This is a genomic window from Corynebacterium simulans (assembly GCF_001586215.1).
In the GTDB taxonomy this organism is placed as follows: Bacteria; Actinomycetota; Actinomycetes; order Mycobacteriales; family Mycobacteriaceae; genus Corynebacterium; species Corynebacterium simulans.
Genome location: NZ_CP014634.1, coordinates 1,870,644 through 1,883,888, shown reverse-complemented (window position 1 = coordinate 1,883,888; position 13,245 = coordinate 1,870,644). Strand labels below are relative to the sequence as shown.

General features: G+C 60.3%; 11 protein-coding genes and 1 pseudogene. 6 read left to right on the top strand and 6 right to left on the bottom strand.

What is annotated here, in order from left to right; translation table 11 throughout:
- Positions 1 to 59 precede the first annotated feature (59 nt).
- Genes WM42_RS08770 through WM42_RS08760 form a run of 3 tightly spaced genes read left to right on the top strand, consistent with a single transcriptional unit; the run spans position 60 to position 2,907 of the window.
- Positions 60 to 686: an MptD family putative ECF transporter S component gene (locus WM42_RS08770; RefSeq protein WP_014307391.1), complete on the top strand. Its 627-nt coding sequence runs from the start codon at positions 60 to 62 to the stop codon at positions 684 to 686.
- Positions 686 to 1,432: an energy-coupling factor transporter transmembrane component T gene (locus tag WM42_RS08765; protein ID WP_014303365.1), complete on the top strand. Its 747-nt coding sequence runs from the start codon at positions 686 to 688 to the stop codon at positions 1,430 to 1,432. Before WM42_RS08770 ends, WM42_RS08765 begins: the two co-directional genes overlap by 1 nt.
- A 14-nt stretch (positions 1,433 to 1,446) precedes the next feature.
- Positions 1,447 to 2,907: an ABC transporter ATP-binding protein gene (locus WM42_RS08760; RefSeq protein ID WP_227917020.1), complete on the top strand. Its 1,461-nt coding sequence runs from the start codon at positions 1,447 to 1,449 to the stop codon at positions 2,905 to 2,907.
- A 3-nt stretch (positions 2,908 to 2,910) separates the two neighbouring features.
- Here WM42_RS08760 and WM42_RS08755 read toward each other — a convergent pair whose 3' ends face one another.
- The 5 genes from WM42_RS08755 to WM42_RS08735 all read right to left on the bottom strand — a co-directional run bounded on the left by WM42_RS08755 (position 2,911) and on the right by WM42_RS08735 (position 9,065).
- Positions 2,911 to 4,635, bottom strand: coding sequence for an ABC transporter ATP-binding protein (locus WM42_RS08755; RefSeq protein WP_061926046.1), 1,725 nt, complete (start codon positions 4,633 to 4,635; stop codon positions 2,911 to 2,913).
- On the bottom strand, positions 4,635 to 6,401 hold the full coding sequence (locus WM42_RS08750) for an ABC transporter ATP-binding protein (protein ID WP_034970331.1): 1,767 nt from the start codon (positions 6,399 to 6,401) through the stop codon (positions 4,635 to 4,637). The genes WM42_RS08755 and WM42_RS08750 overlap by 1 nt, the downstream gene beginning before the upstream one ends.
- A gap of 27 nt (positions 6,402 to 6,428) precedes the next feature.
- Entirely contained in the window at positions 6,429 to 7,214 is a 786-nt protein-coding gene (locus tag WM42_RS08745) for a thioesterase II family protein (protein WP_023018093.1), read from the bottom strand.
- Positions 7,211 to 8,218, bottom strand: coding sequence for a glycosyltransferase (locus tag WM42_RS08740; protein WP_224784049.1), 1,008 nt, complete (start codon positions 8,216 to 8,218; stop codon positions 7,211 to 7,213). Before WM42_RS08740 ends, WM42_RS08745 begins: the two co-directional genes overlap by 4 nt.
- Before the next feature lie 217 nt (positions 8,219 to 8,435).
- The gene (locus WM42_RS08735) at positions 8,436 to 9,065 is read right to left on the bottom strand and encodes a sugar O-acetyltransferase (RefSeq protein ID WP_062037223.1); all 630 of its coding nucleotides are present in this window, start codon (positions 9,063 to 9,065) and stop codon (positions 8,436 to 8,438) included.
- 411 nt (positions 9,066 to 9,476) lie between these two features.
- On the opposite strand from WM42_RS08735, the gene WM42_RS08730 reads away from it, so the two are divergent.
- The 3 genes from WM42_RS08730 to WM42_RS08720 are packed head-to-tail and all read left to right on the top strand — an operon-like array spanning position 9,477 to position 12,113.
- Positions 9,477 to 10,541 carry an ATP-binding cassette domain-containing protein gene (locus tag WM42_RS08730; protein WP_014303358.1) on the top strand — a complete coding sequence of 355 codons (1,065 nt, stop codon included), beginning with the start codon at positions 9,477 to 9,479 and terminating at the stop codon, positions 10,539 to 10,541.
- Positions 10,538 to 11,299, top strand: coding sequence for an ABC transporter permease (locus tag WM42_RS08725; RefSeq protein WP_014303357.1), 762 nt, complete (start codon positions 10,538 to 10,540; stop codon positions 11,297 to 11,299). The genes WM42_RS08730 and WM42_RS08725 overlap by 4 nt, the downstream gene beginning before the upstream one ends.
- Complete coding sequence (locus tag WM42_RS08720) at positions 11,292 to 12,113, top strand: ABC transporter permease (protein ID WP_014303356.1); 822 nt, start codon at positions 11,292 to 11,294, stop codon at positions 12,111 to 12,113. Before WM42_RS08725 ends, WM42_RS08720 begins: the two co-directional genes overlap by 8 nt.
- Positions 12,114 to 12,656: 543 nt before the next feature.
- On the opposite strand, the pseudogene WM42_RS08715 reads toward WM42_RS08720, so the two are convergent.
- Positions 12,657 to 13,223, bottom strand: a pseudogene (locus WM42_RS08715) (transposase); the annotation flags it as partial.
- Between the last annotated feature and the right edge of the window lie 22 nt (positions 13,224 to 13,245).

The window sequence follows — 13,245 nt, the reverse complement described above, 5'->3', positions numbered from 1 at the left end:
AAGCCACTTGCCCCCAACCCAGTGCTACGCACAAGCAGCCTAATCTGAAAGGAAACATCATGCCCAGTACTCCCCACACCACCCCGAAAGATGCAAAAGCAGGACGGCTGAACATCACCGACCTGATGAACATCGGCATCTTCTTCGTCATCAACTTGGTAGCCGGCGTGGTCATCGCCTTCATCGGCATCACCCCCATCACCTACGTGATGATCACCAGCGTTCAGGCCCTCATCCTGGGCATCCCGATGATGCTGTTCTTGGCCAAGGTGCACAAGCCCGGCATGGTCTTCATATTCCTTCTTCTCAGCGGCCTCGCCAGCCTGCTGCTTGGTTTAGGCATATGGCCACTGCTGCTCAGCTTGGTCATGGCCGTGTTTGCCGAGTTAATTTTGCGCGCCGGCAAGTATACGAGCGCAATACACAGTGTGATCGCCTATGCCTTTATAGCAGTGTCACCCACCGCATCATATATTCCGCTTTTCTTCACCACTCGGCGCTACATAGAGAGCAGCGGCATGCAGACCAAATATGGTGCTAGTTTCGCGGATGGCCTCACCTCTATTGGCCAGATGACTTGGCTATTCCTCATCATTGTGATAGTAACCTTCGTCTGCGGGATCCTCGGCGGGATCCTCGGCCGGCGCATCTTCACCAAGCACTTCCAGCGAGCAGGAATCGCCTGATGTCGCCCACTTTGCCCGGATCAGGCACGCACACAGCGGGACTCCATCTGGACCCACGCACCACGGTGCTGGTCATCCTCGTGGTGTCCTCGGTGCTCATCTCACCGGCCGGGTCCAGTGGGGCGCTGGGCAGCACCGCCCGGTGGATGCTCATTGCCGTTCCCGGGGCACTTTTCCTCGCCTCCGGCATGGTGGCCGCTGCACTGCGATACGCACTCACCTTCGCGGTGCTCGCTGGCTTTCCTGCGGTGGTGGTACAGGCCCTGCCCGAGCGCCACATCATCGTGGACGTGTGCGCTACGTGGTTCGCAGGGCTTTCGCTCATCCTCCCTGGCATCACGTGCTGCTGGTACCTACTACGCACCGTCTCGGCCAGCGAATTCATGGCCGCGATGCAGCGCATGCGGAGCCCCGACGCCCTGACCATCCCCACGTCCATCATGTTCCGGTTCTTCCCGACGATTCTCGAGGAATACCGCGATATCCGCACCGCCATGCAGATGCGTGGCATCTCGGGCCTGCGCAACCCGATCGCTATGCTCGAATACCGCTTTGTGCCACTGTTGGCGTCCGTTGTGAGCATCGGCAACGAGCTGGCTATGTCTGCAGTGACCCGCGGATTGGGCTCGCCTCGCCGACGAACCACGCTGTGCGAGATAGGCTTCCGCGTAGGCGACGCAATAGTCATAAGCGTGCTCGTCGTGTCCCTGATCCTACTACTGGTAAATATAGTGATGCTGCCGTGATAAAGCTGCACGATGTGTCACTATCCTATGGTCAAAACACAGCGGAGCCGGTGCTGCACCACGTAAATCTCACCGTGGCGAAGGGCGAACTAGTTCTAGTGTGTGGCGAATCAGGCTGCGGTAAGTCCAGCCTGCTACGCCTGATAAACGGCGTGGCGCACACGTTCTGCGACGCCCAGATTTCGGGGGAGGTGCTGCTGGACGACGAAGACATCACTCATGCCCACCCACACGACATCGCCGAACGCGTAGGCTCAGTGTTCCAAAACCCCAAGTCGCAATTTTTCACGCTGGAAGTAGCCAGCGAACTCGCCTTTGGCTGCGAAAACCTCGGCGTGGCGCCCAACGAGATTCGACAGCGTATTGGGGAACTTTCCGCAGATTTCGGCATGGTTCATCTCCTCGACCGGCACCTGTTCACACTTTCCGGCGGCCAGAAACAAAAAATAGCATGCGCTTCAGTGGCCGCGATGCACCCACAGGTACTACTACTAGACGAACCATCATCAAATCTCGACCTCGCCGCCGTCGATGAGCTGCGCCGCATCGTCGCGCAGTGGAAGACACAGGGCCGCACCGTCCTGATCGCTGAGCATCGGCTTTCCTACCTAGTTGACATCGTGGACCGAGTGCTGGTTATGCAGGACGGGCAGATCGCTCATGATCTCAGCGGCTCGGAGTTTCGCACCCTAGACAAGGCCGAACTGTACCGCATGGGCTTGCGCTCAGCGCAGCAGGTCCCCGAGGTGACCCGCGAGCCACGCCCTTCAAGTGGCACGATGGTGCTCAAAAAGCTACAGTTCACCTACCCCAAGGCTACAGAGCCATCCCTGAGCATCAGCCACACGGAGTTGCCGCAAGGGCAAGTCATCGGCGTGGTAGGACGCAACGGGGCCGGAAAATCTACCTTTGTGCGCGTTCTGACTGGCCTGGAATCTAAGGCCACCGGCGTGGTGGACATCAATAACCGCTCGCTCTCGGGTCCCCGGCAGCGCCTGCGCCAGTCCTATTTAGTAATGCAGGACGTAAACCACCAGCTTTTCGGGGAGAGCGTGGAGTCCGACGTAATCATCGGCACCAGTGGACCGGATGGGAAAAACGAAGCGCGCCTTACCGAGGTGCTTGGTGCACTTGATCTCGCGGACAAGCGGGCCCGGCACCCGATGTCGCTTTCGGGCGGCGAACGCCAGCGCGTGGCCATCGCCTCAGCAGTCCTAAGTGAGCGCGAGGTAATCGTCTTCGATGAACCCACCAGCGGGCTGGACCTGTGCCGCATGCACCGGGTGGCCCACCTGCTAGACGCCCTAGCCCGGCAGGGCAAGACCGTTTTGGTAGTAACCCATGACATGGAGCTGGTGGCGCGGTGCTGCGATCTTCTCCTGCGCGTGGAAAAAGGCCGCCTTACCGCCTGCGAACCGTGCGATGATCTCGCACTGGCGCGCACGGTGCGGTATCTACGCGGCCGCGACAGCTAGTCCCTACAGCTTCCAGCTGGTGGCGTCGCTCTTTTCACCCCAGAAGCTGCGGTAGCGTGGGGAACTCTCCATGAGTTCCTCGTGGTTGCCGATAGACTCCACGGTGCCGGAGGGACTCATCATCACAATCTGGTCCGCGTCGCGGATGGTGTGCAGCCGGTGCGCAATGACGACGATGGTGCGCTCGGCAGAAAGCGTTTTCATACCGCGCATCACAAGGTGCTCATTCTGCACGTCTAGAGAGCTAGTCGCCTCATCAAGCAGCACGATCCGCGCGTCCTTCAGTAGCGCACGAGCGATGGAGACACGCTGACGCTCACCACCGGAGAGATTCTGCCCGCCCTCGCTAATCAGGGTGTCAAACCCCTGCGGCAGCTGCCGGGCAATCTCGGTGACACCGGCCAACTCCGCTGCGCGGAGCACCTCCTCCCGCGTTGCATTGTGGCAGCCCAGGCGGATGTTTTCATACAGTGTGTCCTCGAAGAGGTACACGTATTGGAACACCATAGCCAGCGAATCCAACACCGCCCGGGAGCCAAGATCGCGAATATCCACACCACCGATACGGATGGTCCCCTGGTCAACGTCATAGAAGCGTGCCGCAAGTTTTAGCAAGGTGCTCTTGCCACAGCCGCTGGGACCCACCAACGCAGTAGTAGTTCCGGGCGCCACGCGGAAACTCACGTCGCGGACCACTGGGGTGTTGGGTTCGTAGCCAAAGCCCACCCCATCGAACTCGATGCCATAGTCGCGTGGCGCCGCCGGAACCGCAGGCTCCGGCAACACCCGCGCATCGAGGATCTTTTGGATCTCATCTAAGGTATTGCGCGCGGATTCCAAGCCCTCGCCGTAGGGTATGCCCGACATAGCAACGCGAGCCAGGATGAACACCAACACAATGACGCCAATGTAGGTGCCTGCTTCTAGCCAGTGGTTGAGAAGTAGCACGGTGGCCAGGGCATCAATGACCACGGTACCGACCATGATGATTAAAGCCAGACGACCCATGATCATCTCACCTGTCTTCTGGGTGTGCTGCTGGGCGCTAAGCTGCTCTCGAATCGAGGCGCGCACGGCGCGCTCCCCCAGCGAATCCGGCCCAGCCGTGCGCAGCACCGGCTGCACCTGGGCGAACTCCAGCACCTCCGCGGCGCCGTGCTCGTTGCGCTCGCCCTTCTGGCGCTCTGCCACGCGGTACTGCCGCATTAGGCGGTTATAGGCGAACCACACCACGGCAGCCACTGCAACGGTAACCAGCCCCAGCCGCCAGTCCACGGCGATGAGAAACACGCAAGCCAAACCGGCCGAGGCAGCACCGTGCAGCATGGGCCGCAGCATCATTGCCGGCGCGTTAGCGGCAAACAGCGCACCGCTGGTGGCTACAACACCGATCTGGCCGGCGCGATCTTCTTCAAAATAGCCCAGGGGTAGCTGTGCCGTGCGATCGGCGATAAGCCGGTGGATGCGCAGCACGTAATCATGCCCCAGGTCCTGGGCAATAACCTCAGTGGGCCAGTCTGCGGCGGCGTAGACGAGGACGGAGATAATGATCCAGGGCAACCATGCTGCGGCCTGCGCGGGATCTTCGCTAAACAGCGTGTCCAAAAACAGTGCAATGAGGATAAGGCCAATGGCCAACGCCACCGCGGAAATCCCAATTAGCGTAAGGACCAGCACCAGACGGCGACGATCAGCCGGACTGCCCAGTGAATAGAGCGTGCGGATCATTATTTTTCCTCCCCTTGGATGCCCGCCTGCGCGGTTTGGTAGCGTGCCCACATCGTGGCGTAGCCCTTGCCTGCCGCCACTAACTCTTCGTGAGTGCCTGCTTCGGTGACCTCACCGTTTTCCAGCATGAGGATCCGGTCAGCGCCGGTGATCGTGTGGAGCCGGTGTGCGATAACTACTAGCGTGCGCCCGGCCACCAGCTCGGTAATGGCCCGCTGGATCGCGGCCTCGGAGTCCGGATCCGCAAAAGCGGTGGCCTCATCCAACACGAGGATCGGCGCGTCGAGCAAGATGGACCGGGCAATAGCCAGCCGCTGCTGCTCGCCACCGGAAAGCTGCGCGTCCTCTCCCACCACCGAGTCGTAGCCGCGCGGCAGATGGGTAATGCGCTCATGAATCTGGGCGGCGCGGGCGGCGCGAACCACGTCTGCGTCGGTGGCCTCCGGGTGAGCGAGGCGAATGTTATCCCGCACGCTCATCCGCATAAGGTAAGGGTCCTGGAAGACGAACCCTACCCTACGGTAGAGCTGGTCAGATCGGAGATCAGTACTAGGGACGCCACCAATGCGCACCGACCCCTCCGTGGGGTCTAATAGCCGGGGGATGAGCGCGGCTAACGTGGACTTCCCCGAGCCGGAAGGTCCCACCACCGCAGTGATGCTGCCGGCGGTAAGTTTTTGGTTAATGCCGGAAAGCACCGGGGTGTCCGGCACGTAGGAGAAGCTTAAATCTTTCAACTCAATTCCGGCGTTTGCAGGCTCCCTGCCGCCAGCAGCGGGCGGCAATACCGGGATGTTGAAGAACTCGGTGAGATCCGCCGCGGCAGCCTTCGCCTCCGAAAACATGATGTTAGTGCGCGAAAGCATAAGCAGAGGCGCGGCGATGTTGTTGATGAACAAAAACGCTGCCAGCACATCGGCCACTGGTACGCCCGCAGACGTGATGAGCCACGGGCTGGCCGCGGCTACCACCAGCAGGCCAAACCCGGTGGAGGTGAAGATCTTCATCAAAGCGGTGGGGTGTACGGTGGCGTGCAACCACTCGCGATAGAACCCACCAAAACTCCGGGAACGACTAAGGAAAATGCTCTCGTCGTAGCCTTCCGGAACAAACACCTTGATAACCGGGATGCCGCGCACCAACTCTACGACGGCGGCGTCTAGCTGCTTCTGGCTGGACTTAAATTTCTCCGCCTTTTCTTGAAACTCGCGCATCATAAACGGCATGGTGGCCACTGCCAACAGCAGTGGTACCAGGCCCAGCAGGCCTATCCGCCAGTCCACCACGAACATGTATCCCAGGCTCAATAGCGGTACGAGTACACCGGCCGAATAATCGTGCGGCGCGTGGGCGATGAGCTGGTGGATCTTGGTGACGTCGTCTTCGATGTAGGTTTTCACAGTCCCCGAAGGTGTCCGCGTAAACCAAGACAGCGGGAGCCTACCCAGCTTGGTAATCTGCTGCTGGCGTAAGTGCTCGCCCAAAAGGCCGTCGGCCTGGTGGCTTACCTGGAGGCTCTTCACGGTTGCCTGTCCATGTAGGACGGTGGCCACCATGAGCGCCGCGACTAGCAGCCACAGCTTTGACGCATCTATCGGCTCTCCCTGGAAGGACAGCATTACGGTGCGCACCAGCTCAACCAGCACGATTACCGGCACCAGCGACAAAACCGCCGCCAGCACCGCCAATAGCAGCGACACCGTGATCTGCCGGTGGGCAGGTTGAGATATTTGCCTAAAGGTAATGGGTGGTTTTTGTTCGGTCATCGGGGCCTCTTTACTTAACAGTCACAATCACGCATTGTTCCGCGCTAACCAGGCAGTGTTCCCAGTAATTCCCGCTAGAAAACCGGCAAGCAGGTCGAGGAACTCGGTTCCAGTATCGAGCGGGAAGAAATGCCCACCCGGCAGGACCTTCAGTTCAAAACTACCGCTGGTAAAATTTTCCCACCGGGAAAGCATCTCTGGGCTGACAGCTGGGTCGCTATCCCCCGCCAATGCCAGCACAGGAGAGCGAAGCACCGTGGTTGCATGGTGAAAGCCCTCGTGTAACACATAATCGCGACGAATGTCAGCGAGCAGCAGCTTCATCACATCATCATTGGCAAGGATCTCAGGTGGTGTGCCACCTACCTTCTCAAACTCCCTGCGCAGCGCACCGAACCCCATTGACGAGTGGTATTCCCCAGGCACGGTTTCTCCGGGCGCCTGCCGTGCGGCCACCACCACGGCTTCCGGTATAGTGGGCCGATGCATCTGCTGCAGGCAGGCAGCAACCTGGTAGGCCAGCGCTGCCCCCATGGAGTGGCCGTACAACGCAATCGGCGCGCCCGCCGCCAGATCTACTATCTCGGTTGCGCACATATCGGCGAGCTTGTCAAAGTCGCTTACCCATTTCTCTCGGCGACGGGTTGCCTTTCCGGGAAGCTCCACCGGCACCACGTCAATGCTTGGGTTGACCCCCACCCATCCACGATAGACGGAAGCGCTGCCTCCTGCGTGATGGAAGCAAAACAAGAGGGTTCCAGTGCGATGTCCGGCCACAAACGGAAAGACTCCCTCGCAGCTGATTTCTGTCATTTTTCGCCTTTCGCTAGGTCGGACTGATTAAGCACGATTTCTACTGCTGCGACGGTACCCGGGTCTGTGGCAAGCAACTCGGGCATCCTGCGGGCTGCGGAGTCGTATGCTCCACTTACCAAATCGGCAATTCCGGCGGCCAGGGACTGGGCACTCAGTTCGCCTCGCTGGGCGTCAATATAGTTCGGCCCGGCACCGTTTCGACAAACTGCGTTGGCATGGAAGTGTTGGTCACCACCGAATGCAACCGCAAGGCACGGCTTGCCGGCGCGCAGGATCGCCCCGGTGGTGCCCAGTGAGCCGTGGCAGATGCCTGCACGGCACCACGGAAGCACAGTCGCGAACGGGACCCGGGCGACGGTGAGGATTCCTTCTCTCACACCAGGCTCATGATCGGGATCGACGATTATCGCCCGCAGACCATGCTCGATGCACGCGTCTCGAGTCCATCGTTGAAGGTCATAAACGCGATCTGAGACCATACTCCCAAAGCTTGCCAGAACCGGGGCCGAGCCGGCAGCCACAAACTCCTCGACTGCTGGGTCTAGGGCGAGTTCACTGTGGTGCGGGTCAAGCCACTCGCCAGTGACGTGAATGTGGTTTTTCCATTCCGGCGCCGGCGGACTCAACGCGGGACTGAATTGGTAGATCGTGGTTGGTGGAGAGGAGAGCGCTCGCTGACGCAGCCCCAACCTACGGCGCCATGCCGCTATCACTGGGCGCATCGCCCAAGCCATCAGAGTATTGGACATCCAGTGGGTGACCAGAGCTCCGACAGAGCCGTCCAGTTTTCGCGGATCCACGAGGCTGTAACGGAGGCAGGGTTCGGTAGGGAAAACCTGCACCCGAACGCTGGGGACTCCGCGTGCAGCCCCTAACAACCGAGCAACTTCACTGAATTGGGTGTACATGACCACGTCAACGCCATCCATGGCATGCTCTAACACATCGAAAACGTGGGCGTCAGATATCATCTCACGGATACCTAAGACAGTGTCCATCATGCCTTTACTATCGCCCAAAAGGCGCTTCATTAACGCCCGGTAATCACCGGGTAACTCGATGTAGTCCACCCCGTTTGCACGAAAACTCCCGCCGAATTCGCTAAACCCAGCCAAAACAAACTGGTGGCCACGATCTCGAAGTGCGACACCAAGGTGCGCAAATGGCAGCATATCACCCTCAGAACCCAGGACGACCGCGAGAACTTTCACAGCCGTCTCAATCCGTAATCCAACTAGGCCACTCAGGAACCCAAGACTCCCCCATGAGCTTATCTTCCGGGCCAATATCACGAATGACTCGGCACGGATTACCGGCTGCGAGTACCATGGGCGGAATATCTCTTGTCACAACACTGCCAGCACCAATTACTGCACCATGCCCAATCGTGACACCCGCAGTTACCGTGCAATTGCCACCAAGCCACACATGGTCTTGTATGGTGATCGCACCCCCGGTACACACCATGTATTGCCGCTCTACGGGGTCTAAGGCGTGATTGCCAGCAAAGAAGGAACACCATGGACCAACCATGACCTCATTGCCAAATGTCACCGGGGCCATATCAAGTACCGTCGTTCCTCGATTGAAGGTCACGCCATCTCCGACCTTGATTTTCGAGCCATATTGGACATGAAATGGCAGGAAAACCATTAAGCGCTCCCCCAGTTCACCAAGCAGGTCTGCCATCACTGCCTGCTTCTCCGCTGTTTGAAGTGGACGAAGCTGGTTGAGATCGTGACACTTCTCCGCCGCCTCCATCATCTCGTAATAGAGATCCGGGTCCTCAATAGGGCGGAAGGGCTGACCGCAGAGAATCCTATCTTCGATTTGCTCTCGAGAATCCATGGATACTCCTTTGTGCTTGAGAGGCGCGAGCCACAATACGAATTACGGTCAGCCACGCGGTTTGACCCTGACTAGTCGGAATACCCAGATTCTTAGCTCACACTTGGTAGCTTACAGGCCTTCGACTTAATTGTCAAGCATGCCATGCCTAATTATGGTATGCTCAACTTTGCAGCAACCTGCAGCGTCGCCGCCGATCAGCCGACCTGTGCAGCCCTCTCCTGCGGGGCGCTGTGCACGACCCGGTGCCGCTAGACATACATCATTTTCTAAGGATTAGTTGGCACTACCCCAGGCGCTTGCTCCGTGGACCACAATCCATCGTTCGCGGGCAATAATCGGTTTTCCTTCTGCGGTAGGAGAATCGGTGCGCCGTCTAATAGACCGTTGACGTATATCCAGGGATGAATCATGAAAGAAAACCCCACCACGGCAACCGCTAGCGGTGACCCCAGCGCCACCGCAGTCCCCTCAACCAGCGCCCACGCAAAAGGCCGCGACCTGGTGCTTGATGTCCAAGATCTGCGATGTAGCCTGGGAAAAGTCAAGAAGCGAACGGAAATCCTGCGCGGTGTGACCCTCGCCATTCCGCGCGGGGGCATCCTCGCCGTCCTAGGCGCCAATGGTGCCGGCAAGACAACCTTGGTCAATGTCCTTTCCACGCTGCTGCCCGCCACGGGCGGAACCGCCATCATCGATGGCCACAACTTAGCCACGGATCCTTCCAAGGTGCGCGCTTCCATCGCGCTGACCGGGCAATACGCCGCAGTGGATGAGGAGCTTACCGGCAAGGAAAACCTCATCTTCTTTGGCCGCCTGGCAGGGCTTAAAGCTAGCGATGCGAAGGCCCGCGCCGCGGAACTTCTTGAGCGCTTCGATCTGGTTGGCGCCGCCGACCGCCTGGTTTCGGCATACTCGGGCGGCATGCGCCGGCGGTTAGATATCGCCGCCTCCCTCACTGTCCCGCCCGCGCTGCTGTTCCTCGACGAGCCGACCACGGGCCTCGACCCCGCCGCGCGCAGCTCCGTGTGGGATACCGTCCGCGGGCTGGCGGCCGACGGCACCTCGATCCTGCTTACTACCCAATACCTGGAAGAAGCTGACCAGCTCGCAGACCGCGTCGCCGTGCTCGCCGGAGGCAAGGTGCTCGACGAAGGCACCCCCGCCGAGCTCAAGGACCGCTATGGCACCACGGTGTGCCTCATCACGATGTCTAGCCCGGACGATGCCGCACGCCTCACCCACACCTTGCAAGAACACCGCATCGACTGCCGCCAAGAGGACACCGTATTGCGCGTCGATGCGCCCGATGGCCACCGCACCCTAGTCCGGGCGCTGGCCTTGTGGGATGGCGACGACACCTCGGTCGCGGACGTCTCCTTGGTTCCGCCCTCCTTGGACGATGTCTACTTCGCTATCGCCGGGTCCGGCGACATCGCGCAGCAGGCTCCCCACACCGGTGGAGGCTCCCAGTGAACGCGCTCGGAGCAGTCGCTGCCTCGTGGCACCGCAATGTCCTGCGCACCGTCCGCAACAAGGCCGTAATGGTTTCCGCCGTGGCAATACCCAGCCTGTTCATGGTCATCTTTTACGCCACCTTCGCCAAGGCTTCGACGGAACTCGGCATCGATTACGCCGCCTTCCTCCTGCCCGCCGGCGTTATTCAGGCGATTGTGTTCGCCGCCGGGGGCTCCTCCTTGGCGATTACGCGTGACGCCGAAAACGGCATCCACGACCGCATCCGCGCCACCGGGACGCCCGCCTGGGCCACGGTCGTCGGCCGGCTGCTGGCAGATCTCACCCGCGCCGCGTGGTCGTGCAGCATCGTCGTCCTCACCACGATCCTGCTCGGTGCCCGCTACGCTGCCGGACCGGGTCGTATTATCCTTACCATCGCCCTTTTCGCCGCCCTCACCATCATCCTCTCCGCGTTTATCGATGGCTCCTGCCTGTTGGCCCCCAAGCCCACCTCGGCGTCCTTGCTCTTCCAAAACCTCGTGCTGGTCATGGTGATGTTCTCCACCGCATTCGTGCCTGCGGATGCGCTGCCCGGCGGCATTGGCCCCATCATCCGGCACGTACCGCTATCTCCCATCTTGGACACCGCCCGCAACCTACTAGGTGGCGCTGCCCTGGGGGCGCGCGGAGTCGAAGCACTGTGCTGGCTCATCGCCATGACCGTCGTTGGCGTATGGGGCTTTATCACCGCTTTCCAGGGGAGGAAACATGACTAACCACACCACCGCCACCGTGTCGCACGACACCACCTGGCTGTCCACTGTCGCCACGCATTTTGGAAGGCACCTGCGCGCCGCCCGCCGCGATAGCGCGGTAATTACCAATACCGTGGCTGGTCCCGTTTTGATGTTCCTGGTCATGCGGTGGCTGTTTGGCGACCTCATGGCGGCCTCGCAAGGCTCTGCCACGCTCGACGCGTTACCGCTTACCATCGCGCTCATCCTTTCCAGCGAACTGATGAATGGCACCTCCGCCGCCGCGCAGATAATTAAGGAACGCCAACGCGGTATCACCACCCGCATCGCGACCACGCGCTACGGCACCAGCCCGGAGATCTTCGGCCGCTGGTGTTTCGATTCCTTACGCAGCCTTATCTCCGGCTGCGCGGTGCTGCTGGCTTCCGTGGCTTCTGGCCTGCGTATTCACACGCTGGCCGGGTTTGGCTGGGTGCTGTTAGTCATCATCTTCGGCGCGGTGGTGGCCGCCTCGCTATCGGCCATGGTGGGCGCGATGTGCGCCACCCCGGAGGCCGCCATTGGCCCGGCCCCCATCATCATGGCGGCCATGGCACTTAACGGCGGCCTCGTGCCCGTGGAGCAATTCGCTGGTGTGGTTCAACCCATCGCCCGGTGGAATCCGCTTACCTTCGCCGCCCGCGCCGGCGCCGCCATCGACGGCACGCCAAGCGCCGAAATCCTTGCCACCGGCCAGCCCGGCACCGCAGTCTGGGCTTTCGTGGCCTGGATGGTAGCACTCACCGTAGTGCTGCTAGCCGCCGCAGCTGCGTTCCGCCGCCCCACCATGTCGTAAATAGCGCCGGTTAGCGCGACAGTGCTACTTGTCGCGCGGCGGCGTCCCCAGCGGCGCGGTAGCGCTACTTGCCGCGCAGGGCGCGCCGCCGCGATAAAGAGCTGCGAATCTTTACCCGCGGCCGCGCTAAGGCGGGTAGTGTCGCCGCCGGTTACCGGCAACCAGGCGGCCTCGCCCGGGGCTAGCTCCAGGTCGTTTACCGTGACCACACCAGAAGTAGCCAGGGCGATGGCCGGTCCGGGAAGCTGCGTGGAAACCGTGGTGCCGGCGGGCAAATCGTAGCGGGTCACCGCAAACTCCTGCACCGGCAGCGGGTACTCTACTACCGTCGCGGTGTTGGGCGCGGCATCGGCAACAGCGGCGCTCTCCGCGCCTGCACCATCGCCCAGGGAGGTGTTCCTATATAGTTTGTCAATTCCGTGGGTGAGTTTGTTGGGGGGGTGTGAAGGGTTTCTGCTTTTCCTTGTGGATGTTGTTTTCGGGCATGGTGAGGAGCCGATTGGGCTTGCTGTGCAATCGGCTTGAGGTGAGGGTCTGTTGGTTCTAGGCTGCTGCGGCCTCCTGGACTGTGGGGATGTCTCTGTAGAGCTCTCCGTTTCGCATCATGGCGAAGAGGACGTTGAGGCGTCGGCGTGCGAGTGCGACGACTGCGGCGTTGTGTCTTTTGCCTTCTTTGCGTTTTCGTTCATAGAATTGCCGGGAACGCTCGTGGAATCTGATCGATGCAAAGGACGATTGCCATAGGGCGTTCTTTAATTTTTTGTTGCCAGCCCGGTTAGGCGAATTCGACATGATAGACGTTCCTGACTGATTCGTCCGCGGTGATAGCCCTGCATAGGATGCTAGGTGCGCTGCATCGGGGAAGTCGGACATATCGCCAACAGTCATGAGGATCTGCGCTGCGCTACGCGGGCCGATACCAGGCATGGATAAAAGAATCTCGGTCTGCGGAATGTCCTGAATCAGCTTGAGTACCTGCGCTTCGATTTCTTTACGATGCTCGAGTTTGGTTAGTGCATCTGTGGCGGACATTGCTACGCCAAGTTCGGCGTATTCTGCGCCGGCAATGGATACGGTCTGTTCGTGGATGGCAGCAAGCATGGCATCGATGGGACCTGACCCCCATGTGGTG